The 26684-nt window shown below is 71.8% G+C and carries 26 protein-coding genes; 11 read left to right on the top strand and 15 right to left on the bottom strand.

Going from position 1 to position 26684, the window contains the following annotated elements; translation table 11 throughout:
• Positions 1–119: 119 nt before the first annotated feature.
• From ACLJPY_RS14685 to ACLJPY_RS14675, 3 genes are all read right to left on the bottom strand, one after another.
• A complete protein-coding gene (locus ACLJPY_RS14685) occupies positions 120–596 on the bottom strand; it encodes a hypothetical protein (RefSeq protein ID WP_410588884.1) in 477 nt (158 codons plus the stop codon).
• Positions 597–840: 244 nt separating this feature from the next.
• Complete coding sequence (locus ACLJPY_RS14680) at positions 841–1347, bottom strand: hypothetical protein (protein WP_410588882.1); 507 nt, start codon at positions 1345–1347, stop codon at positions 841–843.
• Positions 1348–1388: 41 nt separating this feature from the next.
• Positions 1389–2171, bottom strand: coding sequence for a GntR family transcriptional regulator (locus tag ACLJPY_RS14675; protein WP_410588881.1), 783 nt, complete (start codon positions 2169–2171; stop codon positions 1389–1391).
• Positions 2172–2251: 80 nt separating this feature from the next.
• Between ACLJPY_RS14675 and ACLJPY_RS14670 the strand changes: the two genes are divergently transcribed.
• Positions 2252–3463 (top strand): APC family permease, encoded by a 1212-nt coding sequence (locus tag ACLJPY_RS14670; protein ID WP_410588880.1) that lies wholly within the window; start codon positions 2252–2254, stop codon positions 3461–3463.
• A 124-nt stretch (positions 3464–3587) separates the two neighbouring features.
• Positions 3588–4388, top strand: coding sequence for a S1 family peptidase (locus tag ACLJPY_RS14665; protein ID WP_410588879.1), 801 nt, complete (start codon positions 3588–3590; stop codon positions 4386–4388).
• A 53-nt stretch (positions 4389–4441) separates the two neighbouring features.
• Here ACLJPY_RS14665 and ACLJPY_RS14660 read toward each other — a convergent pair whose 3' ends face one another.
• Positions 4442–5542: an NAD(P)H-dependent flavin oxidoreductase gene (locus ACLJPY_RS14660; protein WP_410588877.1), complete on the bottom strand. Its 1101-nt coding sequence runs from the start codon at positions 5540–5542 to the stop codon at positions 4442–4444.
• A 13-nt stretch (positions 5543–5555) separates the two neighbouring features.
• Entirely contained in the window at positions 5556–7172 is a 1617-nt protein-coding gene (locus tag ACLJPY_RS14655) for an acyl-CoA synthetase (RefSeq protein ID WP_410588876.1), read from the bottom strand.
• A 62-nt stretch (positions 7173–7234) separates the two neighbouring features.
• Between ACLJPY_RS14655 and ACLJPY_RS14650 the strand changes: the two genes are divergently transcribed.
• The 4 genes from ACLJPY_RS14650 to ACLJPY_RS14635 all read left to right on the top strand — a co-directional run bounded on the left by ACLJPY_RS14650 (position 7235) and on the right by ACLJPY_RS14635 (position 11272).
• The gene (locus ACLJPY_RS14650; protein WP_410588875.1) at positions 7235–8023 is read left to right on the top strand and encodes a crotonase/enoyl-CoA hydratase family protein; all 789 of its coding nucleotides are present in this window, start codon (positions 7235–7237) and stop codon (positions 8021–8023) included.
• Positions 8024–8113: 90 nt separating this feature from the next.
• Positions 8114–9091 (top strand): Zn-ribbon domain-containing OB-fold protein, encoded by a 978-nt coding sequence (locus ACLJPY_RS14645; RefSeq protein ID WP_410588874.1) that lies wholly within the window; start codon positions 8114–8116, stop codon positions 9089–9091.
• Positions 9092–9098: 7 nt separating this feature from the next.
• Entirely contained in the window at positions 9099–10112 is a 1014-nt protein-coding gene (locus ACLJPY_RS14640; RefSeq protein ID WP_410588872.1) for a thiolase domain-containing protein, read from the top strand.
• The gene (locus ACLJPY_RS14635; protein ID WP_410588871.1) at positions 10109–11272 is read left to right on the top strand and encodes a thiolase domain-containing protein; all 1164 of its coding nucleotides are present in this window, start codon (positions 10109–10111) and stop codon (positions 11270–11272) included. The genes ACLJPY_RS14640 and ACLJPY_RS14635 overlap by 4 nt, the downstream gene beginning before the upstream one ends.
• A 26-nt stretch (positions 11273–11298) precedes the next feature.
• On the opposite strand, the gene ACLJPY_RS14630 is transcribed toward ACLJPY_RS14635, so the two are convergent.
• The gene (locus ACLJPY_RS14630) at positions 11299–12318 is read right to left on the bottom strand and encodes a YhjD/YihY/BrkB family envelope integrity protein (RefSeq protein WP_410588870.1); all 1020 of its coding nucleotides are present in this window, start codon (positions 12316–12318) and stop codon (positions 11299–11301) included.
• A 49-nt stretch (positions 12319–12367) separates the two neighbouring features.
• On the bottom strand, positions 12368–13159 hold the full coding sequence (locus ACLJPY_RS14625) for a transglutaminase-like domain-containing protein (protein WP_410588869.1): 792 nt from the start codon (positions 13157–13159) through the stop codon (positions 12368–12370).
• A 35-nt stretch (positions 13160–13194) separates the two neighbouring features.
• Here ACLJPY_RS14625 and ACLJPY_RS14620 point away from each other — a divergent pair, with 35 nt between their 5' ends.
• Together ACLJPY_RS14620 and ACLJPY_RS14615 are read left to right on the top strand one after the other, a co-directional pair.
• On the top strand, positions 13195–13764 hold the full coding sequence (locus tag ACLJPY_RS14620) for a dienelactone hydrolase family protein (RefSeq protein WP_410588868.1): 570 nt from the start codon (positions 13195–13197) through the stop codon (positions 13762–13764).
• 81 nt (positions 13765–13845) lie between these two features.
• A complete protein-coding gene (locus ACLJPY_RS14615; RefSeq protein WP_410588866.1) occupies positions 13846–14085 on the top strand; it encodes a hypothetical protein in 240 nt (79 codons plus the stop codon).
• A gap of 39 nt (positions 14086–14124) precedes the next feature.
• On the opposite strand, the gene ACLJPY_RS14610 is transcribed toward ACLJPY_RS14615, so the two are convergent.
• Positions 14125–15351: a cytochrome P450 gene (locus ACLJPY_RS14610; RefSeq protein WP_410588864.1), complete on the bottom strand. Its 1227-nt coding sequence runs from the start codon at positions 15349–15351 to the stop codon at positions 14125–14127.
• A 231-nt stretch (positions 15352–15582) separates the two neighbouring features.
• On the opposite strand from ACLJPY_RS14610, the gene ACLJPY_RS14605 reads away from it, so the two are divergent.
• Positions 15583–16740 carry a steroid 3-ketoacyl-CoA thiolase gene (locus ACLJPY_RS14605; RefSeq protein ID WP_410588863.1) on the top strand — a complete coding sequence of 386 codons (1158 nt, stop codon included), beginning with the start codon at positions 15583–15585 and terminating at the stop codon, positions 16738–16740.
• On the opposite strand, the gene ACLJPY_RS14600 is transcribed toward ACLJPY_RS14605, so the two are convergent.
• Complete coding sequence (locus ACLJPY_RS14600; RefSeq protein WP_410588862.1) at positions 16737–17123, bottom strand: RidA family protein; 387 nt, start codon at positions 17121–17123, stop codon at positions 16737–16739. The genes ACLJPY_RS14605 and ACLJPY_RS14600 overlap by 4 nt on opposite strands.
• A gap of 43 nt (positions 17124–17166) precedes the next feature.
• Here ACLJPY_RS14600 and ACLJPY_RS14595 point away from each other — a divergent pair, with 43 nt between their 5' ends.
• On the top strand, positions 17167–17964 hold the full coding sequence (locus ACLJPY_RS14595) for an alpha/beta fold hydrolase (protein WP_410588861.1): 798 nt from the start codon (positions 17167–17169) through the stop codon (positions 17962–17964).
• Positions 17965–18316: 352 nt separating this feature from the next.
• Here ACLJPY_RS14595 and ACLJPY_RS14590 read toward each other — a convergent pair whose 3' ends face one another.
• From ACLJPY_RS14590 to ACLJPY_RS14575, 4 genes are read right to left on the bottom strand one after another with little or no spacing between them, the layout of a single operon-like run.
• Positions 18317–19519, bottom strand: a complete 1203-nt coding sequence (locus tag ACLJPY_RS14590; RefSeq protein WP_410588859.1) for an amidohydrolase family protein — start codon at positions 19517–19519, stop codon at positions 18317–18319.
• Positions 19516–20931, bottom strand: coding sequence for a sodium:solute symporter family protein (locus ACLJPY_RS14585; RefSeq protein WP_410588858.1), 1416 nt, complete (start codon positions 20929–20931; stop codon positions 19516–19518). The genes ACLJPY_RS14590 and ACLJPY_RS14585 overlap by 4 nt, the downstream gene beginning before the upstream one ends.
• Entirely contained in the window at positions 20928–21125 is a 198-nt protein-coding gene (locus tag ACLJPY_RS14580) for a hypothetical protein (RefSeq protein ID WP_410568387.1), read from the bottom strand. Before ACLJPY_RS14580 ends, ACLJPY_RS14585 begins: the two co-directional genes overlap by 4 nt.
• Positions 21126–21129: 4 nt before the next feature.
• A complete protein-coding gene (locus ACLJPY_RS14575) occupies positions 21130–22323 on the bottom strand; it encodes a M20 metallopeptidase family protein (protein ID WP_410588856.1) in 1194 nt (397 codons plus the stop codon).
• A 68-nt stretch (positions 22324–22391) separates the two neighbouring features.
• Here ACLJPY_RS14575 and ACLJPY_RS14570 point away from each other — a divergent pair, with 68 nt between their 5' ends.
• Entirely contained in the window at positions 22392–23456 is a 1065-nt protein-coding gene (locus ACLJPY_RS14570) for an Lrp/AsnC family transcriptional regulator (protein WP_410588855.1), read from the top strand.
• Between the two features lie 801 nt (positions 23457–24257).
• Here the strand turns inward: ACLJPY_RS14570 and ACLJPY_RS14565 are convergent.
• Positions 24258–25181 (bottom strand): SCO0930 family lipoprotein, encoded by a 924-nt coding sequence (locus ACLJPY_RS14565; protein ID WP_410588854.1) that lies wholly within the window; start codon positions 25179–25181, stop codon positions 24258–24260.
• A gap of 39 nt (positions 25182–25220) precedes the next feature.
• The gene (locus tag ACLJPY_RS14560; RefSeq protein ID WP_410588853.1) at positions 25221–26615 is read right to left on the bottom strand and encodes a DUF1996 domain-containing protein; all 1395 of its coding nucleotides are present in this window, start codon (positions 26613–26615) and stop codon (positions 25221–25223) included.
• Positions 26616–26684: the final 69 nt, after the last annotated feature.

Below are 26684 nucleotides of genomic sequence, written 5' to 3'. Positions count from 1 at the left end.
CCCGGTCACGGTGGCGGTTCAGCGGAAGCCCCGACAATTTTTCGACAGCTTCGACGAAGCGGACCACGGCCGCCGCGTGGTCCGGACCACGCGGCGGCGATCGTCCACTGCGGACTGCGCTACTTCGGCGGCGTGGTCTTCAGCACCACGGTGCGCTGGTCCAGCGGCGCGGCCAACGCGACGGAAATCACCGGGTACCGGATGTCCATCGTGCACATCTGGTTGGTCTGGGCCTTCGTTTCGCTCAGGTTGACGACGACGTGATCGCCCGCCTGTTCGGCGGCTTCGCCGAGCGCGTGGCCGCAGCCGCCTTCCTGGGCGCGGATGTTGAGCACGGTGCCGCCGTTGGCCGTCCAGACCTCACGCGGGAACGTGGCGGGCAGCGCCGTCGCGTCGATCTGGCGCGCGGGAACCGGCGCGCTGCCTTCGGGCACGGTCAGCCGCGGCTTGCCGGGCGGGTTGGGTTCGGGCGGCGCGGGCAGCACCGACGCGCTCGGCGACGCCGGTGTCGAGACACCACCGGCGGGCAGGTTGGCCGGCGTGTGTTGGCCGGCGCAGGCCGTGACCACCAGCAGGAGCGCGCCTGTCCCGGCCACTTTCGCTGAGTACCTCATGCCCCGAAGACGGAACGGGAGCGGTGCGGGGTTGCACCAATCGGACAGAATCCGGAGGGGCCGCCCGGACTCCCGGGGTGCACCGCCGGGGTCCGGAGCGGCCGCCCGGACCTCCCGGGCCACCAGAAATCGCCTCGGCCGGGAGCGCATCTCGAAGCCGCCCGAAAGTGGTCTGGGAGGGCGGCCCCGGGCATCCCCGGGGCGGCCCTCCCAGCGCCGGTGGTGGTCAGCCCTGGCGGAGGACGACCGTGCGGGTCCCGAGCGGCGCCGCGAGCGTCAGCGGGACCTGGATCTCCTTGATGTAGTCCGGGCACATCTGGCCCTTCGGCGCCGAGAGCACGTTCACCAGCACGACCACCTGCTGGGCCGTTTGCTCGCCGACGTGCGCCGAGACGCGGCGGCAGCCGCCCTCCTCAGCCTGCAGGACCAGTGTCTTCCCGTCGAGGCTGCGGGTGAGGCTGCGCGGGTAGCCCTCGGGCAGCCCGCGGGCGTCCACCTGCGTCTCGGCGACGACGTCGTCACCCGGCGCGATGCCCTGCGTCGGCCGTCCCACCGTCCGGGACGGCGGCGGGCCGAGCGTGGGTGTCACCGTTGCCGGCACGCTCGCCGACGTCGTGGGCGTCTCGGACGCCGGACTGGTTCCCGCCGGGGCACCGGCGCCGGAATTCGCGGCACAGGCCGTCGCCGTGAGCAGCAGCAGGCCGGCGCCCAGCAGTTTCACCGTGGTACGCATACCGGCCAGACGGAACGGACCCCGTCCGGGGTTGCATCCGGTCAGCTTCGGGTGGCGCGGCCCAGGCGGGTCGTGAAGCTGAGCCGGTCCCCGCGGTAGAGCGACCGCACCCGCTCGAACGGCACGCCGTCGGGGCCCCACGAGACGCGGTGGGTCAGCAGCATCGGCAGCGCCGGGTTCGTCCCGATCAGCAACGCCTCACGCGGGGTGGCCAGCACCGTTTCGACCCGCTCCTCCGCCCCGTCGAACACCACGCCGAGCTTCTCGGTCAGGCACGCGTACAGCGACTGCTCCGGGTCGAACACGTCGAGCAGGCCCGGGAACCGCGACGCCAGGAGATATGTCGACTCGAGGCCGACCCGTTCCTCGTCGGCCAGCAGGACGCGCTCGAGGTGGAACACCTCGGCGTCCGACGTCACCTGCAGGTCGGCGGCCAGCGCGCTGCCGGCCAGGCGCCGCTCCAGCGTGATCACCGTGCGGCCCGGCCGGATGCCCTGGCGCCGCAGCCCCTCGGTGTAGCTCACCAGGGCCAGCGGCTGGACGAGCTTCGGGCCGGCGATGTAGGTGCCGCTCCCCTGGCGGCGGCTGAGCCTGCCCTCCAGCACCAGCTCCGCGACCGCTTGCCGTACCGTCGCCCTCGACACTTCGAACCGTTCGCACAATTCCCGTTCCGTGGGCAGCACCGCGCCTTCGCCGAGTTCCGCGATCACCGCCAGCAGTTCGACCTTGACCGCGTAGTAACGCGGGACGCGGCCGTGTTCGGGAATCCCGTCGAGGACGGGACCGTCGGCGGACAGGCGGGAATGGCGCGAAGGGGCGGGCACGGAATCGACCCTATTCGGTTTCACGCGCGCGGTGGTTCGCTGTGGTACGCAACACGGCCGCGACGTGGAGGATCACCCGGATGCCCCCGACCCAGCTCGACCGCCGGCTCGGCCTCGCCGACGCCGTTTTCCTCGGCCTGGGCTCGATGATCGGCGCGGGGGTGTTCGCCGCGTTCGCCCCCGCGGCGCGGGCCGCCGGGGCCGGATTGCTCATCGCGCTGGTTCTCGCGGCCGTGGTCGCTTACTGCAATGCGACGTCTTCGGCGCGGCTCGCCGCGATTCACCCGGAATCCGGCGGTACCTACGTTTACGGCCGGGAAAGGCTCGGTGAATTCTGGGGCTACCTGGCCGGCTGGGGATTCGTCACCGGGAAGACCGCCAGTTGCGCCGCGATGGCGCTGACCGTCGTCGCCTACGCCGCGCCCGGGCTCGGGCAGCCGTGGCGGAGCCTCCTGGCCGTCGCGGTGGTCGCCGCGCTCACCGCCGTCAACTACTTCGGCGTGCACCGGTCGGCGCTGGCGACCCGGGTGATCGTGTCGTGCACCCTGCTCGTGCTGCTGGTCTCGGGAGCCGCGATGGCCGCCGGGCCGTCCGGCGGCGGTCCGCTCGTCGCCTGGCCGGGCGGCGGAGGCGTGCTCGAAGCGGCCGGGCTGCTCTTCTTCGCCTTCGCCGGGTACGCGCGGCTCGCGACGCTCGGCGAGGAGGTCCGCGACCCGGCCCGGACCATCCCCCGCGCCATCCCGCTCGCCCTCGGCATCACCCTCGTGGTCTACGCGGCGGTGGCGGTGCTGCTGCTCGTCCGGCTCGGCCCGGCCGCGCTCGCCGCGAGCCCGGACCCGATCGCCGCGGCCGTCCCGGGGTGGCTCGCCCCGGTCGTCCGGGCGGGCGCGGCGATCGCCGCGCTCGGCTCGCTGCTCGCGCTCATCCTCGGTGTCTCGCGCACGACGCTGGCGATGAGCCGCGACGGGCACCTCCCCCGCTTCCTCGCCGCCGTGCACCCGCGCCACCGGGTGCCGCACCGGGCCGAGCTCGCCGTCGGGCTCGTCGTCGCCGTCCTCGCGGCGACGATCGACCTGCGCGCCGCGATCGGCTTCTCCTCCTTCGCCGTCCTGACGTACTACGCGATCGCCAACGCCGCCGCGCTCACCCTCAAGGGGAAGGTGCGGGCCGCGCTCGGGCTGGCCGGGTGCGTGGTGCTGGCCTTCAGCCTGCCGCTGCCGTCGGTGCTGGCCGGCGGCACCGCCCTCTTGCTGGGCGTTCTGGCCTACGGCGTTCGCCGGATCCGCCGGTGAGAAATCACCCAACCGCCCGAAAGATCCGAAGAAAGTCGGTTGTCCCGGTTCCGCTCACCTGGTGTAGTCAGGGAGCCGCGAACGGCAACGGTCTCCACTGTGGACACTGGAAGGACTGATCCCCTTGGCTCCCAAGCGCTGGTTCACCCTGCTCAGAAACGCCACCACCGCACTGGCCGCGGTCGCCGCCGCCGCGGCGTTCGCCACCCCGGCGATCGCCGCCCAGCCGCCGTCCACCGACGTCGTCGGCGGGACCCGGGCCGCCCAGGGCGAATTCCCGTTCATGGTCCGGCTTTCCATGGGCTGCGGCGGCGCCCTGTACACGAAGCAGATCGTCCTGACCGCGGCGCACTGCGTCAGCCGGACCGGGGCCAACACCTCCATCACGGCGACCGTCGGGGTCGTCGACCTGCAGAGCACCAGCGCGCAGAAGATCCGCTCGACCTACGTCTACCAGTCCCCCACCTACGGCACCTCGACCGGCGGCGACTGGGCGCTGATCAAGCTCGCGAGCCCGGTGAGCGGCCTTTCGACGCTGCCGATCGCGTCGACGTCGGCGTACAACAACGGCACGTTCACCGTGGCCGGCTGGGGTGCGGCCCGCGAAGGCGGCGCGCAGCAGCGGTACCTGCTCAAGGCGACCGTCCCGTTCGTCGACGACGCCACCTGCGCCGCCCAGGGCGGCAGCTACCCGGACCTGATCCCGAGCGCGGAGATCTGCGCGGGCAACCTCGCCTCCGGCGGCGTCGACACCTGCCAGGGCGACTCCGGCGGCCCGATGTTCCGCCGCGACAACGCAGGCGCCTGGATCCAGGTCGGCATCGTCTCCTGGGGTGACGGCTGCGCCCGCGCGCACGCCCCCGGCGTCTACACCGAGGTGAGCACGTTCGCGTCGAAGATCGCCGCGGCCGCCGCCACGCTGTAACCGGTTCCGCACGACGGAGGGGCCCCGCCGCGGCGGGGCCCCTCCGCTGTCGTTCAGCGGGTCTTGTCCAATCGCGACAGTGCTTCCTTGTAGCCGGCGACGAGCTCGGCGACGACGTCGGCGACCGGGCGGACCCGGTTCATCCGGCCGACGATCTGCCCGACCGGCATCGACACCACGCTCGGGTCGTTCGCCGCGTGGATCCGGTTGTGGGCCGGGGAAACCAGCAGGTTCTGCAGCGGCATCGGCAGCGGCTCGGGTGCGTCCGGCGCGGCCCACGCCTCGGTCCAGCGGGTCTTCAGCAGCCGGGCCGGTTTGCCGGTGTAGATCCGCGTCCGCACGGTGTCCGACGACGAGGCCGCGACGAGCGCCTGCTGCATCGCCACCGACTCCCCCATCGTCTGCAGGTATTCCTCGGTGGCCAGCCACATCGAGCCCATCCAGACGCCGGACGCGCCGAGCGCCAGCGCCGCGGCCACCTGGCGGCCGGAACCGATCCCGCCCGCGGCGAGCACCGGCACGTCGACGGCGTCGACGATCTCCGGCACCAGCACCATGGACGCGATTTCGCCGGTGTGGCCACCGGCTTCGTAGCCCTGTGCCACCACGAAGTCGACGCCGTTCTCGACGTGCCGGACCGCGTGCTCGGCCTTCCCGGCGAGCGCCGCGACCGGGACGCCCTTGTCGTGGCACTGGGCGATGACGTCGACCGGCGGCGAGCCGAGCGCGTTGGCGATCAGCTTGATCGGGTGGTTCAGGGCGACCTCGACGTGCGAGCGGGCCACCGAGTGCAGCCACCCGAGGACGCCGGCGCGCTCGTCGGTGTCGTCCGGCAGCGGCGGCACCGAAAGCTCTTTCAGCACTCGGTCCACGAACGCGCGGTGGCCGTCCGGGATGAGTTTCGCCAGGTCGACCTGCGTGCCCTCGGCGGGCACCTTCGCCGGCATGACGATGTCGACGCCGTACGGCTTGCCGCCGGTGTGCTCGTCCATCCAGGTGAGCACCCGGTCGAGCTCGGCGGCGTCGTTGAACCGCACGCAGCCGAGCACGCCGAGCCCGCCGGCGCGGCTGAGGGCCGCGGCGACGTGCTCCGACGGGGTGAACCCGATGATCGGCAGGTCGATGCCGAGCCGGTCGCACAGGGGTGTCCGCACTGGCGCTGTCCTCTCAGACGGGCTGGGCCGTGGCCGGTTCGTGCTCGGCGGCGTAGCGCTGGGCCCACGGGTAGTCCGGTTTGCCGCTGGGCGAGCGGCCGATCTCGCCGGCCAGCCAGACCGTGCGCGGCACCTTGTACCCGGCGATCTGCCCGCGGACGTGCTCTTGGAGCGCGTCCAGGTCCGCGTCGGCGCCTTCGCGCAGCTGGACGACGGCGGCGACGCGCTGGCCGAGCCGCTCGTCCGGGACGCCGATGACGAGCGCGTCGAAGACGTCGGGGTGCGACTTCAGCGCCCCTTCGACCTCCTCCGGGAAGACCTTCTCGCCGCCGGTGTTGACGCACTGGGAGCCGCGGCCGAGCAGCGTGACCGTGCCGTCCTCTTCGTAGCGGGCGTAGTCGCCCGGGACGACGTACCGGACGCCGTCCACCTCGACGAAGATCTTCTTGCTCTTCTCGGGGTCGCCGTAGTAGCCGAGCGGGACGTGCCCGCGGCGGCCGATGAGCCCGACCGCGCCGGGCTTCTTCTCGACGACGCTGCCGTCCTCGTCCAGCAGGATGGCGTCCAGGCCGAAGGCCACCCGCGGGCCCGCGCTGTGGTCGGATCCCTTGGCCACCATGCCGATGCCGGTGAAGCCGCTCTCCGACGACCCGATCGCGTCGGTGATCACCGCGTTCGGGACCAGCTCGACGAACTCCTGCTTCACCGACTGCGAGAACAGCGCGGCGTGGCTCGACACGGCGACGATCGACGACGCGTCGTAGCCGCCTTCGCGGAAGGCCTCGATGAGCGGCCGGGCCATCGCGTCGCCGACGATCGTCAGCACCTGGACCTTGTGCTGCTGCACGGCCTTCCAGATCTCGTGGGCGTCGAACCGCGGCACGAAGATCACCGGGCTGCCGGTGAACAGCGCGCCGAAGGCGGCCCACTGCGCGGCGCCGTGGATCAGCGGGGCGGCGGGCAGCCGGGTCAGGCTCCCGGCCTTGCCCTGCTCCGCGAGCGTCCATTCGTCCGGGACGTATTCACCGGTGACGAAGTTGATCCCGCCGCCGAGGGCGCGCCAGACGTCCTCCTGCCGCCAGAGCACGCCCTTCGGGTAGCCCGTGGTGCCGCCGGTGTAGAGGATGTAGAGGTCGTCGCCGGAGCGCTCGGCGAAATCGCGTTCGGGGGACTGCTCGGCGAGCGCGGTTTCGTAGTCGACGCCGCCGTAGCTCCCGTAATCGCCGCCACTGCCGTCGTCGACGACGACAACGTGTTTCAGTTTTGGCGTCTCCGGCAGCACCGCGGCGACCTTGCCGGCGTAGCTGCGTTCGTGCACGAGGGCGACCAGCTCGGCGTCGTTGAACAGGTAGACGAGCTCGCCGTGCACGTAGCGGTAGTTGACGTTGACGGCGATCGCGCGCAGCTTGTACGCCGCGATCATCGCCTCCAGGGCCTCGATCGAGTTGCGGGAGTAGACCCCGATGTGGGATCCGCGTCCCACGCCGTGCGCGGCGAGGTGGTGGGCGAGCCGGTTGGCCCGCGCGTCCAGTTCGGCGAAGGTCACTTGCCGGTCGCCGCACACGACCGCGACGCGCTCCGGCACGGCGTCGACGGCGTGCTCCAGAAGATCCGCGATGTTGAGTGCCACGCCCTCAAAGTAGAACATGTTATCGTTCCGGGCAATGGCACTGCTCCTTTAGGAGGTCTTCCGTGGGCGAACCGCACGCGCTGGTGACGCAGGAGGGGCAGACCCTCGTCGTCACGATGAACCGGCCCGAGGCGCGCAACGCGATCACCGGCGAGATGATGTCGATCATGGTCGACGCCTGGGACCGCGTGGACTCCGACGAGGAGATCCGCAGCTGCGTCCTCACCGGCGCGGGCGGCGCGTTCTGCGCGGGCGCGGACCTGAAGTCGATGTCCCGCAATTCGCCGTCGGAGTCGTTCGCGTCGGGCAAGTTCGACCCTTCGCGCATCCCGGGGCTGCTGAAGGGCCGCCGCCTGAAGAAACCGCTGATCGCGGCGGTCGAGGGCCCGGCGATCGCGGGCGGGACCGAGATCCTCCAGGGCACCGACATCCGGGTGGCCGGCGAGTCGGCCCGGTTCGGCGTGTCGGAGGCGCGGTGGGGGCTGTTCCCGATGGGCGGGTCGGCGGTGCGGCTGCCGCGCCAGATCCCGTACACGGTGGCCGCGGACATCCTGCTGACCGGACGTCACCTGTCCGCCTCCGAAGCGTTGGCGATCGGCTTGATCGGGCACGTGGTGCCGGACGGGACCGCCCTCTCGAAGGCCTTGGAGCTGGCCGCGCTGGTGAACGCGAACGGGCCGCTGGCGGTGCGGGCGATCCTGCGGACGATCCGGGACACCGAGGGGTTGCACGAGGAAGAGGCCTTCAAGCTGGACTCGCAGTACGGGATCGAGGTCTTCGCGTCGGAGGACGCCAAGGAGGGGCCGCGGGCGTTCTCGGAGAAGCGGAAGCCCGAGTTCCAAGGACACTGACGTCGCTGACTTAGAACGCGTTACACATCCACCGCGCCACCCTGTGGGGGAATCTTGCCGCTCGAACGAGAACGTGTTTCACTCAAGGACGTGACCGAGACCCCGCTTGCGGCACCGCTGAACGTCGGCTTCGACTACACGCGCTCGACCGGGCCCGTCCTCGGGCGGTTCGTCAACGCGCTGCGCGAGCACCGCATCGAAGGCATCCGCGGCAGCGACGGCCGGGTGCACGTCCCGCCCGTCGAATACGACCCCGTGACCGCCGAGCAGCTCGGCGAGTTCGTGCCGGTCGCCGAAGAGGGCACGGTCGTGTCCTGGTCGTGGTGCCCGGAGCCGCTGGACGGGCAGCCGCTGAGCCGGCCGTTCGCCTGGGCGCTCGTCAAGCTCGACGGGGCCGACACGCCCATGCTGCACGCCGTCGACGCCGGCGAGCCCGGCAACATCCACAGTGGACAGCGGGTGCGCGTGCGGTGGGCCGACGAGGTCGTCGGGCACATCCGGGACATCGCCTACTTCCTGCCGGTGGACGCCGAGGACACCGCGGCCACCGAGCCCGCTCCCCCGGTCGCCGACCGCGAGGAAGGCGCGCCAGTCAGCGTCGTCATCACGCCGGTGCACCTGAAGTACCTGCATTCCGCTTCGCCCGAGGAGAGCACCTACCTGCGCAGGCTCGCCGAGGGGAAGCTGATCGGCCAGCGCTGCCCCGCCTGCGGCAAGGTCTACATCCCGCCGCGCGGGGCCTGCCCGACCGACGGCGTGCCGACCACCGAAGCGGTCGAACTGCCCGACACCGGCATCGTCACGACCTTCTGCATCGTCAACGTCCCGTTTCTCGGCCAGCGGCTCAAGCCGCCGTACGTCGCCGCGTACATCCTGCTCGACGGCGCCGACATCGCCTTCCTGCACCTCGTCCTCGGCTGCGCCGCCGAGGACGTCAAGATGGGCATGCGCGTGCGCGCCGCGTGGAAGCCGCGCGAACAGTGGTGGACGTCGCTGGAGAACATCAGCCACTTCGAGCCGACCGGCGAGCCGGACGCGGCTTACGAAACCTTCGCCCACCACCTGTGAGGTCCTGATGCCAGACGTCGCCATCGCGGGCTTCGCGAAGGCCCCCAACGTCCGCGAGACCGAGGGCACCACCAACGGCGTGGAAATGCTCGTCCCGATCTTCGCCGAGGTCTTCGCGCGGACCGGACTGTCCAAACAGGACATCGGGTTCTGGTGCTCCGGCTCGTCGGACTACCTGGCCGGACGCGCCTTCTCCTTCATCGCCGCCGTCGACGCGATCGGCGCGTTCCCGCCGATCCACGAGTCGCACGTCGAGATGGACGCCGCCTGGGCGCTGTACGAAGCCTGGCTGAAGATCAAGATGGGCGAGGTCGAAACCGCGCTCGTCTACGGCTTCGGCAAGTCCAGCGCCGGGCAGCTGCGCCGGGTGCTCGCCCTGCAGCTCGACCCGTACGTCGTCACGCCCCTGTGGCCGGATTCGGTTTCCATCGCCGGGATCCAGGCCCGGCTGGGCCTCGAAGCCGGTCTCTGGTCCGAAAAGGACCTCGCCGAAGTCGCCGCGCGCGGGACCGGCCAGGACGTCGCGGAGCTGCTCGACACGCCGTACTACGCCGACCCGTTGCGGCGGCACGACATCGCGCCGATCACCGACGGCGCCGCGGTCGTCATACTGTCCACTGTGGAACGGGCGCGGGACATCGTCGAACGCCCGGCCGTGATCGCCGGCATCGAGCACCGCGTCGACTCCCCCGTGCTCGGCGCGCGCGACCTGACCCGCAGCCCGTCCACCGAGGCGGCGGCGAAGGCACTGGACCTCGACGGCGTCGACCTCGCCGAATTGCACGCGCCCTTCACGCACCAGGAGCTCATCCTGCGCACCGCGCTCGGGCTCGGCGACGGCGTCAAGATCAACCCCTCCGGCGGGGCGCTGTCCGCGAACCCGATGTTCTCCGCCGGTCTCGCCCGGATCGGCGAGGCCGCGGTCCGGATCCACAGCGGCGAATCCCGCAAGGCCGTGGCGCACGCGACGAGCGGGCCGGCCCTGCAACAGAACCTGGTGACCGTGCTGGAGGCCCGATGACCAAGCAGCTCACCGCCGTGCTCGGCACCGGCCAGACGCACCACCGCGCCAAGCGCCAGGACGTCTCGATGCCGGGCCTGCTGCGCGAGGCGATCGACCGCGCGATGACCGACGCCCAGGTGGCGTGGGCCGACATCGACGCCGTCGTGCTCGGCAAGGCCCCGGACCTGTTCGAGGGCGTGATGATGCCCGAGCTGTTCCTCGCCGACTCCCTCGGCGCGACCGGCAAACCGCTGCTGCGCGTGCACACCGCCGGCTCGGTGGGCGGCTCGACGGCCCTGGTCGCGGCGTCGCTCATCCAGGCCGGTGTGCACCGGCGCGTGCTCACGGTGGCGTACGAGAAGCAGTCCGAGTCGAACGCGATGTGGGGCCTGTCGATCCTGCCGCCGTTCCAGATGCCGGTCGGCGCGGGCGCGGGCGGCTACTTCGCGCCGCACGTGCGGTCCTACATCCGCCGGTCGGGCGCGCCCGAGCACGTCGGGGCGATCGTCGCGGCGAAGGACCGGCGCAACGGGGCCCTCAACCCGTACGCGCACCTGCGGCAGGCGGACATCACCGTCGAGTCGGTGCGGGCGTCGCAGATGCTGTGGGACCCGATCCGCTACGACGAGACGTGCCCGTCGTCCGACGGCGCGTGCGCGATGGTGCTCGGCGACGAGGCGGCCGGGGACGCGGTCGAAGGGGGCGCCGCCTGGGTCCACGCGACGGCGATGCGCACCGAGCCCACGACGTTCGCCGGCCGCGACCAGGTCAACCCCCGGGCCGGGCGCGAGGCGGCGGCCGCGCTCTGGGCCGAGGCGGGCATCACCGACCCGATGTCCGAAGTGGACGTCGCCGAGATCTACGTGCCGTTCTCGTGGTTCGAGCCGATGTGGCTGGAGAACCTCGGGTTCGCGCCCGAGGGCGAGGGCTGGAAGGTCACCGAGAAGGGCGAGACGGCGATCGGCGGCCGGCTGCCGTGCAACCCCTCCGGCGGCGTGCTGTCCTCCAACCCGATCGGCGCGTCCGGCATGCTGCGGTTCTCGGAGGCGGCGAAGCAGGTGATGGGCCGGGCCGGCGACTACCAGGTGGACGGCGCCCGGCTGGCCCTCGGGCACGCCTACGGCGGCGGATCGCAGTACTTCTCGATGTGGCTGGTCGGTTCGGAGAAGCCCGCCTGACGGGCACTTTCACGTGAAAGTGCCCCTTATCGGCGGGAGCGGCGCCAGCGGAGGGCCAGGAGCGTGCCGAGGACGCCGGTGAGCACGCCGACCGTGGCGGGCACGGCCATCGGCGGGTCCACCACGACCACCGGCTCCAGCACCACCGGCGCCGGCGGCTGGACCGGCTTCGGGGGTGCGTCCGAGCCGGTCGCCGTCCACGCCGTGACGAACACGAGCAGCCGTGCGACGAGCGAGATGAAGAAGATCAGGCCGATCACCGAGCCGAACGCGATGCCGGTCGGCGAGTCGCCGATGAGCCGGAGGTAGAACCCGCCGGCCAGCTTCAGCGCCTCGAAGCCGACGGCGAGGGCGATCGCGCCGCGGACCGCGCTGCGCACGCCGACCTTCTGCCGCGGCAGCCGGGTCAGCACCCACAGGAACACCAGCCAGTCGGCGGCCAGCGACAACGGCACCGAGGACGCGGAGACGAGCTGGTGGCCCCAGCTCGTGTCGTCGAGGCCGGCCAGCCGGAGCAGGTAGCTGCCGAGCGCGGTGCCGGAGATGGTGAGCGCGAACGACACGAGCAGCGCCGCGGTCAGGCCGAGCAGCGCGAGCAGGTCGACGAGGATCAGCCGCGGCAGCGACTGGTCCGACCGGTTCTGCCCCCACAGCGCCGTCAGCGAGTCCCGCAGCGCGTTCATCCAGTTCCACCCGGAGTAGAGGCCGATGGCCAGGCCGACCACGCCGACGCTGGTCCGCTGTTCGACGAAGCCGGTGAGCAGTTCGGTGGCCTTGTCGCCGAGCCCGCCCGGCAGCGTGCTGACGATCGCGTGCACCAGCGTGTCGAGCAGGTGCGGCTGGGTGGCCAGCACGAACCCCGCGACCGACGAAGCGACCATCAGCAGCGGCACCAGCGACAGCAGGCTGAAGTAGGTGATCGAGGCGACGTAGTGGTAGCCGCCGGAGTCGATGTAGCGGTTGGTCGCGCGGGCGATGTGGTCCAGCCACCGGTACCGGGCGCGAGCCCGGGCCCAGGGGCTCGGAGCCTTGGGGGAACTGTTCACGAAGACTGTCTACCCAGCCGGGGCCGTCTTTGCGCAGGCAACACGCGGATCAGCCGAGAACCACCGGACCGGACCCGTCGTCGGCGGGCAGCGCGGCGTCCGTCGTGGCGAAGACGGTGCTGCCCAGGAAGTCGAGTTCGCCGCCGAGCGTGGCGAGGAAGGCGGTGTCGGCGGCGTCTCGGCCGGTGGAGATGCGGAGCATGGTCTGCCGCGGCGCGAGGCGGGTGGCGTCGAAGACGTACCAGTGGCCGTCGACGGCGGCTTCGAAGACGGCGTGGAAGTCCATCGGCGCGAGGCCGGGCGCGTAGACGCCGCAGTAGCGCGCGGGGATGTCGAGGAACCGGCACAGGGTGATGCAGACGTGCGCGAAGTCGCGGCAGACGCCTTCGCCGGCGAGCAGGGTGTCGACGGCGTCGTCGGTGGGGCGGCTGGAACCGACCACATAGGACAGTCGCTCGTGGACGTGCCGGACAACGGCTTCGACCTGCTTGCGCGGGTTCCCGAGCTCGACGAGCTCCCGCGGCACGAGCCCGGCGACGCGGTCGGACGGGCAGTACCGGCTCGGCCGGGTGAACACGGCGACGTCGGCGAGCGTGACGGGCTCCGGCTCGGGTTCGTCCAGGGCACGCTCGGCGTGGTAGGTGACGCGGTGCTCGCCGGCGGGGAGGTCGAAGACCTCGGCCCGGGCACCGTGCGCGAACTCGACGGGCCGGCTCTCCCCGTGCCAGGACACGGTGAGTTCCTCGACGTCGGCGTGCGCCGCGGCGACCGAGATCGCCGCGGGCCCGGGCCGGGTGACGCGGATGGCGAATTCGACGTCCACGGTCGCTCGCGAGGCCATCGTCCCATCATCGCACCTGCTGGCAGAATCGCCGGGTGACCGACATCGTGGTGTTCCACTCCGTGCTCGGGTTGCGGCCCGTCGAACTCGGCTTCGCCGGCCGCCTGCGGGCGGCGGGACACCGGGTCACCACCCCGGACCTCTTCGACGGCCGGACGGCGTCGACCCTCGACGAAGGCTTCGCGCTGAAGGACGACGTCGGCTGGGAGACCATCACCCGGCGAGCCCGCGACGCGACGCGCGACCTGCCCGCGGAGACCGTGCTCATCGGGGTGTCGATGGGGGCGGGCGTCGTGGAGACCGTGCTGCCGCACCGGCCCGCGACGGCCGGCGTCCTGTTCCTGCACGCGGTCGGTGCCCTGCCGCCCGGGAGCCGCGCGGGTCTGCCGGTGCAGGTCCACGTGGCCGACCCCGACCCGATCGCCCCTCCGGCGCAGATCGCGGCCTGGCGCGAGGCGGCGGTCTCGGCGGGTGCCGAGGCTCGGGTGTACACCTATCCGGGCCTCGGCCACTTCTACACCGACGCCGACGGCCCCGAGTACGACGCGGCCGCGGCGGAGCTCACCTGGGACCGCGTCGCCGGGTTCCTCTCGGATCTGGGGTAGCCGGCCGTTGCCTCGTCGCGAAGCCATCGCCCCCTGCGCGGTGGGCTCGCCGGAGCACCGGTCGCGAGGAAAAAGGTTCCGATGCCGCGCAGGCGGCCCCACGAACTCCGGGCGGCGGCCCGGCACCGCCCGGCGTGGCGCGAAGTCCCCCACGTCCCCGGCCTCCCGGCGGCCCTCCTCGAAGAGGTCCTCGCCGCGCTGCCGTCGAGTTCGGCGGCCCGGCTCGCGCGCCTGATCCGACCGTCGGACGAGTTGTTCCTCGAACGCAGCCTGCCCGACCCGAAAGCCCCGGCCCGCCGGCCGTGGTGCGAGCGGTGCTGAAGTCCCGCGGGACCGGAAGGCCCCGCGGGACCGGCGAACTCAGCCGTAGTGCACCGGGTAGTGCTTGATCCCGTTCAGCCAGCTCGACCGCAGCCGCACCGGCGGTGCCGCTTCGCTGATGCCCGGCAGCACGTCGGCGATCGCGTTGAAGATCAGGTCGATCTCCAGGCGGGCCAGGTTCGCGCCGATGCAGTAGTGCGACCCGGTTCCGCCGAAGCCGACGTGCGGGTTGTCCTCGCGGAGAATGTCGAACTTCTCCGGGTCGTCGAAGACTTCGTGGTCGAAGTTGGCCGAGCTGTAGAACATGCCGACGCGGTCGCCCCGGCGGATGTGCGCGCCGCCCAGTTCGGTGTCGCGGGTGGCCGTGCGCTGGAACGCGACCACCGGGGTGCCCCAGCGGACGATCTCGTCCGGCGCGGTCTTCGGCCGCTGCTCCTTGAACAGTTCCCACTGGTCCGGGTGGTCCAGGAACGCCTTCATGCCGTGGGTGATCGCGTTGCGCGTGGTCTCGTTGCCCGCCACCGCGAGCAGGATGACGAAGAAGCCGAACTCGTCCGAGCCGAGGGCCTCACCGTCGACGTCGGCCTGGATCAGCTTCGTGACGATGTCGTCCATCGGGCACTTGCGGCGGTCCTCGGCCATGTTCCACGCGTAGCCGACGAGCTGCGCGGACGCCTCCAGGGGCGCGACCTCGTACTCGGGGTCGTCGTAGGCGACCATCTGGTTGGACCACTCGAAGATCTTGAGCCGGTCCTCCTGCGGGATGCCGATCAGCTCGGCGATCGCCTGCAGGGGCAGTTCGCACGCGACGTCGGTGACGAAGTCGCCCGACCCCTTCTTGCGCGCTTCCGAGGCGATGCGCTCGGCGCGGTCGCGCAGCGTGTCCTCGAGCTTGGCGATGGACCGCGGGGTGAAGCCCTTCGACACGATCCGCCGCAGCTTCGTGTGCTGCGGGGCGTCCATGTTGAGCAGCACCAGGCGGTTCGCCTCGAGGTTGTCCTCGGTCATGTTCTCGTCGAAGCGGATGATGGCGGTCTTCTCCCGCGACGAGTACAGCGTGCTGTCGCGCGAGACCTCCTTGACGTCCGCGTGGCGCGAGACGACCCAGTAGCCGTCGTCGCGGTAGCCGGCGGCGTTGTGCTTCTGGGGGTTCCACCACACCGGGGCGGTCCGCCGCAGCTCGGCGAACTCGGCGACGGGAAGTCGCTCCGCCAAGAGGTCCGGATCGGTGAAGTCGAACCCGGCGGGGATGAGCGGAGCGGCCACGTTGCCTCCCACGGTTCGGCTTGGAACACGTTCTAGCTTGGATTGAAGCATACGGCGTTAACCAACGGAAGACCGTGAGTGAAACCTGTTTACTAAACCGATGAGGCCAGGTGAGCGTGCGCTCACCGCCGGAAGATCAAGAAGGGGTCGAGCCTGCGCGGACTTGCGCAAAACAGTAACTTGTTCTAGTTTCGGCCGTGGTGAACAGTGTTTCCCGACGAAGGGGACGACATGGGCGTGCCGGTCATCGTCGAAGCCGTGCGGACCCCGATCGGCAAGCGGAACGGCCTGCTGGCCGGCCTGCACGCGGCCGAGCTGCTGGGCGCCGCGCAGCTCGCCCTGCTGGACCGCGCCGGGATCGACCCCGCGCTGGTCGAGCAGCTCATCGGCGGCTGCGTCACGCAGGCCGGCGAGCAGTCGAACAACGTCACGCGCACGGCGTGGCTGCACGCGGGCCTGCCCGAGACGGCGGGCGCGACGACGATCGACGCCCAGTGCGGCTCGGCGCAGCAGGCCACCCACCTCGTCGCCGGCCTGATCGCGGCGGACGCCATCGAGGCCGGGGTCGCGTGCGGCGTCGAAGCGATGAGCCGGGTGCCGCTGGGCACGAACCGCGCCGGCGCGTCGCCACGGCCGTCGTCGTGGTCGATCGACCTGCCGAACCAGTACGGTGCCGCCGAACGCATCGCGGTCCGCCGCGGGCTGACGCGGGCGGACGTCGACCGGTTCGGTGCGGCGTCCCAGCGGAAAGCTGCGGCCGCCTGGGCGGCCGGCCACTTCGACCGCGAGGTGGTGCCGGTGAAGGCGCCGGTCCTCGGCGCCGACGGGGCACCGACCGGGGAAACGCGCCTGGTCTCCCGCGACCAGGGCCTGCGCGAGACGACGGTGGACGGCCTCGCCCGGCTCAAGCCGGTGGTCGAGGACGGCGTCCACACGGCGGGCACGTCCTCCCAGATCTCCGACGGCGCGGCGGCGCTGCTCCTGCTGGACGCGGACCGGGCCGCGGCGCTGGGCCTGCGTCCCCGCGCCCGGATCGTCGCGCAGGCACTGGTCGGCGCCGAGCCGTACTACCACCTGGACGGCCCGATCCGCGCGACGGAACGCGTGCTCGCCCGGACGGGGATGGGCGTCGGCGACGTGGACCTGTTCGAGGTCAACGAAGCGTTCGCCTCGGTGGCGCTGTCGTGGCAGCAGGTGGTCGCGCCGGACCCGGCCCGGGTGAACGTCAACGGCGGCGCGATCGCCCTCGGCCACCCGGTGGGCAGCACGGGCGCCCGGCTGCTGACCACGGCGCTGCACGAACTGGAGCGCCGGGACGCCTCGACGGCGCTGGTGACGATGTGCGCGGGCGGCGCACTGGCCACCGCGACGATCATCGAACGGCTCTAGCCCGGCAGGTGGGCGTCCACCTCGATTTCGATCTTCATCCGCGGGTCCGCCAGGCCGCACTCCAGCATCGTCGCGGCCGGGCGGATGTCGGCGAACGCCTTGCGCAGCACCGGCCAGCACGGCTCGAAGTCCTCGCGCGAGGGCAGCAGGTAGCGGACGCGGACCACGTCCGCGAACGTGCAGCCCGCCTCGGCCAGCGCCGCCTCGATGTTGCGCAGGCACTGGGCGGCCTGCTCGACGACGTCGTCGGAGATGGTCATCGCCGCGTAGTCGAAGCCGGTGGTGCCCGAGACGTACACGCGATCGCCGTGCACCACGGCGCGGGCGTACCCGATCCGGTCCTCGAACACCGACCCGCTGAGGATCGCTCGCCGTTCCGTCATACCGCGCACATTAGCTTGCGGCCCTTGTGCTTCACTTCGATGCATGATCTCGGAGAGCCGCTGCCCGGTGGAGGACGGTGAGCTCCTCGTCCGCCGCGGCGGCGAGGGCCCGGCACTGCTGCTGATCGCGGGCGGCACCGGATCGGGCGACGCCTACCGCGCGCTGGCGAAGCAGTTGTTCGCGGACTACACCGTGATCACCTACGACCGCCGCGGCCACTTCGGCAGCACGGACACCACGACGGGCCCGGTCCCGGTTTCCCTGCAGGCGGACGACGCACTGGCGGTCCTCGGCCACGCGGCCGACGGCCCGGCGCAGGTGTTCGGCTCGAGCGCGGGCGCGCTGATCGGCCTCGACCTCGTCGCCCGCTACCCGGACCGCGTCACGACGCTGGTCGCGCACGAACCCCCGGCGGTCCACCTGATGCCGGACGCGGGCGGCTGGCTCGAAGCGGCGGCGGAACAGGTCCGGCTGGCCCGGTCGGGCGAGCTGATGGCCGCGGTGACGCGCTTCGCGGACGCGATCGCGGGCGCGGCGCTGCCGAACCTGCCGAACCTCCGGCTGCCGCACGAGGCCGACTGGCTCCGGCTGTTCGACCGCGAGCTCACGGAGTTCTTCGACTACCTGCCGGACCTGCGCGCGCTGCGCAAGGCGAGCACGGAGATCGTCCCGGTGGCGGGCGAGGGCAGCCGGGGCCGCTACCACTACCAGCCGGCGAAGATCCTGGCGCTGGAGCTGGGGTTGCCGTTCACGGAGGTGCCGGGCTCACACCTGGCGCCGCAACGGAACCCGGCGAAGTTCGCCGCGGCGCTGAAGCAGCTGCTGACCCCGGAGTCCTGACGGACGACGCTCACCGGGTGATGCCGAAATGAGCAGCGAGCGCGTGGCCGAAGCCGGCAAAGAGCTCGAGGTGCCCGCCTTTGAATCTCCAGAACAGGCTCCACGAGCACTGTGCGCGAGAGGTCCGGATTGACGCCAGACCAAAACTTGCTGAGCGAATCGCTATGCGTTCGAGCGAGCAAACAGCACCCAGCCGCACCGCAGCCTTCTCGTGGCCCAGCTGATCAATCGCCTTGCTGTGCTGGTCGGTGATCCGCCGTTCGGTGCTGTCGGTGACCGTCGAGCGGGAAACCTCCTGACGGCCGTTGCCGCCCCAGGATGACGCTGAGTAGCTCCGAACGGAGCAACCGCGTCAGACCACCCGGATGCCGTCCTTCCAGACCTCCCGGACGTTCGACGCCAGCGCCGGGAAGTCGTACGGGTCGCCCGCCACCACCACGACGTCCGCGCGCAAGCCCGGCGCCAGCCGGCCCAGCTCGCCGTCCAGGCCCATCAGCCGGGCCGCCGAGGACGTCGTGGCCTCCAGGACGTCGCCCGGGGTCATGCCGCACGCCGCCATCAGGGCCAGTTCCTCGAGGTTCGTGCCGTGCGGACCCACTCCGCTGTCCGTGCCCATCGCGATCCGGACCCCCGCCGCGTACGCGCGGCGGACCGAGTCGCGGTGGACCTCCACCACTTCGCGGGCCTTCGCCACCACCGCCGGCGGCAGGTCGACGCCCGCGTCGGCCGCGCGGACCACGTTGACCGGAGCGATCAGCGTCGGGACCAGCCAGGTCCCGTGGCCGAGCATCAGCTCGATCGCCTCGTCGTCGAGGTACATGCCGTGCTCGATCGAACGCACGCCGGCGCGGACCGCGTTCTTGATGCCCGCCGCGCCCTGGGCGTGGGCCATCACCGGGCGGCCCTGCATCGCCGCCTCCGTCACCAGGACGTCCAGTTCCTCCGGCGTGAACTGCGAGTGCCGCGGGTCGTCGCGCGGGGACAGGACGCCGCCGGTCGTGCACACCTTGAGCACGTCCGCGCCCGCGCGCAGCATCGTCCGGGCCACCCGGCGCATCTCGTCGGGCCCGTCGGCGGTCGCGTCCGGCCGGCCCGGGTGCGGCACCATCAGCGGCACGCACAGCCCCGACGGGTGCCACGCGTCGCCGTGGCCGCCGGTCGGGCTGATCAGCCCGACCGAGATCTGCAGCCGCGGGCCCGGGATCAGGCCGTCGTCCACCGCCTGCTTGATGCCGAGGTCCGCGCCCGCCGCGTCGCGGACCGTCGTGATGCCCAGGCCCAGCGTCGCCCACAGGTTCCGCGCGGCTTCGTAGAACTGGTAGGAGAACGGCTTCTGCACCCGGGACAGCAGGCCGATGTCGGAGATCGTCACGTGCACGTGACAGTCGAAGAGCCCGGGCAGAAGGACCGTGCCGGTGCAGTCGACGCCCTCGTCGCCGTCGAGGTCCGTGCCGACCTCGACGATCCGGCCGTGCTCGACGACGACGTCGGCCGGGGCCGGGTCCGCGCCGGTGCCGTCGAAGACCGAACCGCCGGTGAACACCGTGCGCGTCACGCCGCCTCCACGAGAGGTTCCCGCCGCGGCGCCACCACCGCGGTCGCTGCGAGCACGACGACGTTGGCGCCGAGGCCGACCAGGCCGACGTTGACCGTGCCCACGAGATGAGTGTCCACAAAGGTCAGCCAGAGCACCACGAGCTCGCCCGCGACCAGCCCGGCCAGCACCGGGCCCTTGCCGACCGGCACGCGCCGCAGGAACCCCAGCAGGTTGGCCGGGGCCAGCTGCACCGACCCCGAATAGGTGAGCAACAGCAGGTTGGCCAGCAGATCCGGCCGGAAGACGCCGAGCACGAGGGCCAGCGTACTCGCGAGGACAACCGTGCCGTGGTTGATCCAGAACTGGCGGCGGCCGCTGCGGACGCGCACGATGTTGCGCGCCACCAGCGACGATATCCCGATCAGGATCCCGGCCGCCGGCACCATCGCGGTGGCCGTCGCGGCGACCACGACGACGCCGGTCACCCAGCCGGGCAAGGCGTCCTTCGACAGCGTCAGCAATACGCCGTTCGGGTCACTTCCCTTCGGCACCACGAGGATCGCCGCGAAGCCGATCACCATCGGCAGCAGCAGGCTCAGCTCGTACACCGGCATCCAGGCGTAGTTGCGCCGCAGCACCTTCGGGTCGCGCGCCGACATCAGCGCCGGCCACGAGTGCGGCAGCGTCATCAGCCCGACGCCGATCGCGCTGACCAGCATGCTCGTCACGAACCACACGTGGTCGTTCGCTCCACTGTGGACGATCAGCTTCTCGGGGTGCAGCTGTTGCACCTTGTGGAACACCGCCGGGATGCCGCCGGCGAAGTGCGTCGGCACCGCGATGATCAGGACGACCAGCGCGACCAGCATGATGCCGTCCTTGAAGTAGGACGTCGCCGCGACGCCGCGCAGGCCGGCCCACAGCACGAACGCGACGACCAGCACGCTGCCGGTCACCATGCTGAGCGTCCCGGACGCGGTGTCGCCGGTGACGAGCCGGACGATCAGCCCGAGCCCGGTGATCTGCAGCTGCAGGTACGGCAGCACGAACACGACGCCGAGCACCGCGGACAGCGTGCCGAGCGTCCGGCTGGCGTAGCGGTCTTCGAGGAAGTCGCCCTGGGTGAGGTAGCCGCGCTCCTTGCCCATCGTCCACAGCCGTTTCGCGAGGAAGAACAGCACGACGTAGGCGATCGGGACGTACGGCAGCGCGTACATCGCGGCGACGCCGCCGGAGAAGGCGAGCCCGGCCATGCCGAGGAAGGTGAAGGTGGTGAACACCTCCCCCGCCTGCAGGAACCACATCGTCATGGCACCGAACCGGCGGCCGCCGACGGTCCATTCGGCGAGGTCGGCGACGGGTTTGCGCCGCCCGACGAAGCCGAGGACGCCGATCAGCACGATGCCCGCGAGGGTGAAGGCCAGGATCATCCGTCGTCCTCCTCGGCGCGCATCAGGCGTTCCGACAGCAGCAGCGCCGGGGTGAACATGAGGCACCAGAACGCGCCCCACACGATCATCCGCGGCAGGCCGAGCCACAGCCCGGTGGTGTTGACGAACGGCAGGAACGGCATCAGCACCAGGGCGAGCACGGGCAGCAGCGGGGGCCAGTGGTAGCTGCGCACGGCGTCACCCGGCCAGGAGCCCGAGCCGGCGGACGGCGAGTTCGGCCAGCAGCGCGGCGCCGTCGCCGAGCACGCTGTCGTCGAAGCGGGCCCGCGGCGAGTGGTTGTCCGGCGCGGTCGCCGGGTCCGTCGGGCACGCGCCGAGGAAGAGGTACGCGCCGGGCACCCGGTCGAGGACCCGGGAGAAGTCCTCCGAACCGGTGATCGGATCGGCCATCTCGGTGAAGCGTTCCTCGCCGAAGACGTCGCGGATCGTGTCGGCGACGAAGCCGTACGCCTCGGCGTCGTTGACCGTGGCGGGGTACTCGGGTTCGTAGGTGATGTCGATGTCGAGGCCGTGCGCCTGGGCGATGCCGCGGCAGACCTGCACCGCCCGCTCCCCCACCCGCGCGGCGACCTCCGGCGAGAACGACCGCAGCGTCGCCTCGAACACCGCGTCGTCCGGGATGATGTTGCGCCGCGTGCCGGCGTGGAACGAGCCGACGGTGATCACGACCGGGTCGAAGACGTCGAAGGTGCGCGTGACCATGGTCTGCAGGGCGGTGACCATCTCGCAGGCCGCCGGGATGGGGTCGCGGGCATCGTGCGGGGACGAGCCGTGGCCGCCGTCGCCCTTGACCCGGACTTCGAGGGCGCCGGAGGCCGCCATCAGCGTGCCCGGGCGGGCGGTGAAGTGGCCCTTGGCGTAGCTGGCGGCCGAGACGTGCAGGCCGTAGGCGGCGTCGACGGGCCGGCCGGACGCCGTCAGCACGCCTTCGTCGATCATGCGGCCGGCGCCGTCCCAGCCCTCTTCGCCGGGCTGGAACATGAAGACGACGTCGCCGGGCAGGTCGTCCTTGCGGGCGACGAGCAGCCGGGCCGCGCCGACCAGGCCCGCGGTGTGCAGGTCGTGGCCGCAGGCGTGCATGGCGCCGTCGACGGTCGAGCTGAACTCCTCGCCGCTGGCCTCGGTGACCGGGAGCGCGTCCATGTCGCCGCGCAGGAGAACGGTGCCGCCGGGCCGGCCACCGCGCAGGACCGCGGTGATGGACGACAGGTTCTTGCCGAGGGTGAGTTCGAGGGGCAGGCCGTCGAGGGCCTCGAGCACCCGCTCCTGGGTCCGGGGCAGGTGCAGGCCGATCTCGGGGATCCGGTGCAGGTCGCGGCGCAGGGCGACCAGCTCGTCGAGCAGGGCGGCGGCATCGGAGCGCAGGGTCATCCGCCGATGATGCGAGAGTCGAGCACAATGGCCGGGGAAAATCGCCGGAACCACCGTTTCGAGGGCTGATGAGCGAAGAATCCGCCATGCTGGCCGAGCAGGACCTCAAACTGGCCGACGCCCTCCAGGCGGCACCGCGGGCGTCGTGGTCGACGCTCGGCGACGCGCTCGGCCTGAGCGCGGTGACGGTGGCCCGCCGCTGGGACGCGCTGGTGGAGCGCGGCGACGCCTGGCTGACGGCGTACGCCGGCGGCGAGCTGCTCTCACAGCTGGCGCTGGCGTTCGTCGCGGTCGACTGCGCGCCGGGGGCGGTGTTTCCGGTGGCGGACGCGCTGGCCGCGGACGTCCACGTGGCCACGGTCGAGTACGTGGCGGGGCCGTGCGACCTGCTGGTCCACGTCGTCACACCGTCGCTGCGCGACCTCGGCGCGCAGGTGGCGGACCGGGTGGCGGCGGTGCCCGGCGTGACGCGGGTACGGACGGCGCTGTCCCCGCGGATGTTCACCGAGGGCAGCCGCTGGCGGGTCCGGGCGATTTCGCCGGGTCAGCGCGAGGCGTTGTCGCCGAAGCCACCGCGTCACCGCGCCCCGCTGCGATTCGACGCGGCGGACCGGGCCCTGGTCTTGGCTTTGGGCGCGGACGCCCGCGCATCGGCGGCGGCGTTGGCGGGCTCACTGGGCGTCGGCGCGACGACGGTGCGCCGCCGCCTGGAGGGCCTGCTGGGCCGCGGCGCGATCCGCGTCCGGTGCGAAATCGCGCGATCGGTGTCCCCGGCACCGGTGACGGTGACGCTGTGGCTGCGCGTGCCACCGGACAAGCTCGAGACGACGGCCCGGTCGCTGGCGATGGTGCCGGAGGTCCGGATGTGCGCGGCGCTGACGGGCGACGCGAACCTGATGCTGGTGCTGTGGCTGCCTTCGCAGCACGAGGTCGTGGCGGTGGAGGCCCAGCTGGCGGCGAAGCTGCCGTGGCTGGAGATCACGGCCCGGGCGGTGACGCTGCGGAGCGTCAAGCTGATGGGCCGGTTGCTCGACCCGGCGGGGCGGGGAGCGGGCCGCGTGCCGCTGGACTTCTGGGCCGCGGTCCCCGTGCCGGAGCACGGGGACCGCAGCGTTCACCGGTCCGGGGGATGAGGGGGGTGAGGTGGAGGGAAGCATCCCCCGGGACCGGGGTTCTTGGGGCCGGGGACCGTGGGGCGGTCGGTGGGCCGGGTTTCGTGCTGGAGTTGGTGGCCGGGCCGGGTCTGGCGTGGTCCGGGACGGCAGTCGCGTGATCGAGGCCGGAACTTGCGTGTTTCGGGGCGGATCTCGCGTGATTGGGGCCGGATCTCGCGTGACTCGCACCGGGTCTCACGTGGTTGGGCGCGGATCTCGTGTGCTGGGACGGGTATTGCGCGTGATTGGCGGGGCATCTCGCGTGATCAGGAAGGCATCACGCGTGATTGGGCGGGCATCTCGAAATCGGTTCGCGTACCCGGAACGTCGGGCTGCGTACCTAGAGGGTCGGGCTGCGTACCTAGAGGGTCGGGGTGCGTGCCTGGAGGGTCGGGTTGGGGGAAGGGGTTCCGGCGCGGTGGATGGGGGGTGAGGTGGAGGGAAGCGTCCACCGGCCGGAACCGCGGGCGGGAGCGACTCCCGCCTTTTCCTCCTTCGCTGATCCGGCTGGACCGGATCGGTGGGGGTGAGGAATCCCGGCCCGGTGGACTTTGGGGGGTGAGGTGGAGGGAAGTGTCCACCGGGCCGGGGCTCGGGTGCGGGATCAAGTCCCGCGTTTCGGGGTGCGGGAGGGAGTCCCGCGGTGGTGCGGGAGGGGGTCCCGCGGGTGGGTGGAGCGGTGGGGTGCGGGAGGGCCCGCGGTGGTGGAGCGGCCGGCCCGGCGGATTTCGGGGGGTGAGGTGGAGGGAAGTCTCCGCCGGGCCGGGGTCTGGGGGCGGGTCAGTGCCCGCCGGGGGATCGGGCCGATGCCTGCTGGACCGTCGGCCGGCGGGCCGGGTCCGCCTTGCAGCCGTTGGGTTCCAGTGCGTACCACGTGCCGCCCGTGCCGTGGCCGTTCGCCTCGCCCGGGCTCTTGTCCTGGGCGTAGCGGTACACCGGCCAGCCGCCGAGCGTCACCTGGGTGGTGCCGTCCGGGCGGCGGATGCGGCCGAGCAGGCCCGGGTCGATGCCGTCCGCCGCTGTGGTGCGGCCGTCCGCGAGCAGCGGGGGCCACTTCTGCGCGCAGGGTCCGTCGCAAGTGGACTTCCCGGCACCGCGGCCGTCCGGGGTGAACAGGTACAGCGTGCGGCCGCCGTTGTCCGTGACCACCGGTCCGAGGCCGCCGATCTGCGTCGTGCCGAGCGTGGGCCGCTCCGCGACCGCCTTGCCGCCCGCCGGTGTGATCGGTGCCCAGTCCGCGACGTCGCGGCCGAGCGCGATGCCCGGGCCCGTGTCCTTCGCGTACCGGTAGACCGGCCAGCCGGCGACCGTCACCTGCTTGCGGCCGTCGGGCCGGGTGACCTCGCCGACCAGCCCGCTGCCGGCCCCGGCGGCGAGCGCCGGGCCGTCGGACACCAGCGGGGGCCACGTCGTCGCGCACGGGCCGGCGCAAGTCGACTTCGACGGCTCGGCCGTGTCCTTCGCGTACCGGTAGAGGGTGTGCCCTTCGGCGTCGGCCAGCACCGGGCCCAGCCCGTCCACTGTGGACGAAATCAGCTGGGTCGCGGAGCCGGCCGGAACCGCGCTCGCCGGCTGCGGCTGCGCGCCGAGCACCACCGGCTGGACGGCACCGGAAGCGGCGTACGGGTTGGTCCCGCAGGCCGCGACCAGCGCGAGTCCGGCAACGGCGAGCGGCGCGGCAACGGCCGGGCGAGCACGGTTCACGACGGATTCTCCTTCCCGCTTGCAGCAGTGACGGAACGGCTATTCGGCGCAGGCCCGGCCGGAGTTGATGCAGTTGACCAGCCGGCCCATGATCTGCCGGCTCATCACGTTCGCGAAGTCGTCGTGGTCGGAACGCGGGTTGTGCTTCTCCTGGGCGAAGGCGTCCACTTTGTACTCACCGTTCTGCTGGACGTCCTGCGGGACGTTGTACACCAGCGTCACCTGCAGCTGCGGCACGTTCTTGAACCCCTGCGGGCACTTGCCCTGCTGGTCGGCGAAGACGATGTGGCTGCGGTGGTCCTTGCTGTCGGTGTTCTTGCCGTCCCAGCAGTTCGGGAAGGCGTGGATCCGCTCCACCTTGCTGCCCTTCGGGCAGATCGGGTACAGGTCGGTCAGCCGGTCCTCGAACCCGGTGCAGGTCCAGCTCGGCCGGGCGTTCTTCGGGCCGTTGGTGCTCTGCTTGGCGTCACCGTAGAGGATCCGCAGGCCGAGCGGCATCGCGACGACGTCCCGCGCGCCACCGCCGATGAACTTCAGCGTCGCCGACTCCGGCTCGATGATCGTGCCGTCGTTGTCGCCGACCTCCTTGTTCGCGCCCTGGATGCCGCCGAGCTGGTCCTGCTGCTGGCCCTGGTTCTGGTTGGCCTGGTTCTGGTTCTGGTTGTTCTTGTCCTGCTGCTGGTTCTGGCCCTGCTTGTCCTGCTGGTTGTTCTGGTTGTTCTGGTCCTGCTGGTTGTTCTGGTCCTGGTTGCGCTGCCGACGCTGCTGCTGACCGTCCTGGTTCTGGCTCTGGTCACCCTGCTGCTGCGCGCTGCGGCCCGAGCGGCCACCGCCCTGCCCCTGGCTGTTGCGCTGGTCCTGCGCGTCCTGGGCGTCCTGGGCGCTCTTGTCCTGCTGGACGTCGCCCGTCTTGCCCTTCTGCTGCTGCTGGGCCTGCTGGTTCTTCTGCTGCGCCGCTTCCTTGTCACCGCGGTCGATGCGGATGACCGGCCAGAAGTAGGCCGACTTGTCACCGTTCCTGCAGGTGGTCCCGCCGGCGAGCAGGCTCTTGAGGGTCGAGTCGGCGTTGGTGGTCTTGTTGCCGACGTAGTCGTGCAGGTGCTGGGCGCCGTTCTTGATCCCGGGCTGGGCGATGAAGTTGTCCGGGTTCTGGTGCGCGCCGTCGGCGTTGGTTCCGCAGTTGACGGTGAAGGAGCCCTGGGCGCCCTTCTTCTTCAAGGCCGCGTTGACGTTGTTGCCGGCGGGAACCTTGTTGATGTCGATGAAGAACGACGGGTCCGCGGGGTCCGCGCTGGCCTCGCCCGTGCGGCCCGCGGTGACCGCGACGGCGAGTGCGCCGACGGCGATCGCCAGGCCGATCGCACCCATCGCGATCTTGGTTCGGCGGGCAACGCGGTGCTTGCCCGTCACGGGGGACCGAGAATTCCGGGCCATAGACTAGTTCACCTCGTTCGTTATTCCGGGCGCGCGCCACCAGCGCGGCAGCCCGGGCAAGAACTACCG

The sequence above is a fragment of the Amycolatopsis sp. lyj-23 genome, from assembly GCF_046549135.1.
In the GTDB taxonomy this organism is placed as follows: domain Bacteria; phylum Actinomycetota; class Actinomycetes; order Mycobacteriales; family Pseudonocardiaceae; genus Amycolatopsis.
This window is presented reverse-complemented; position numbering and strand designations above follow the sequence as displayed.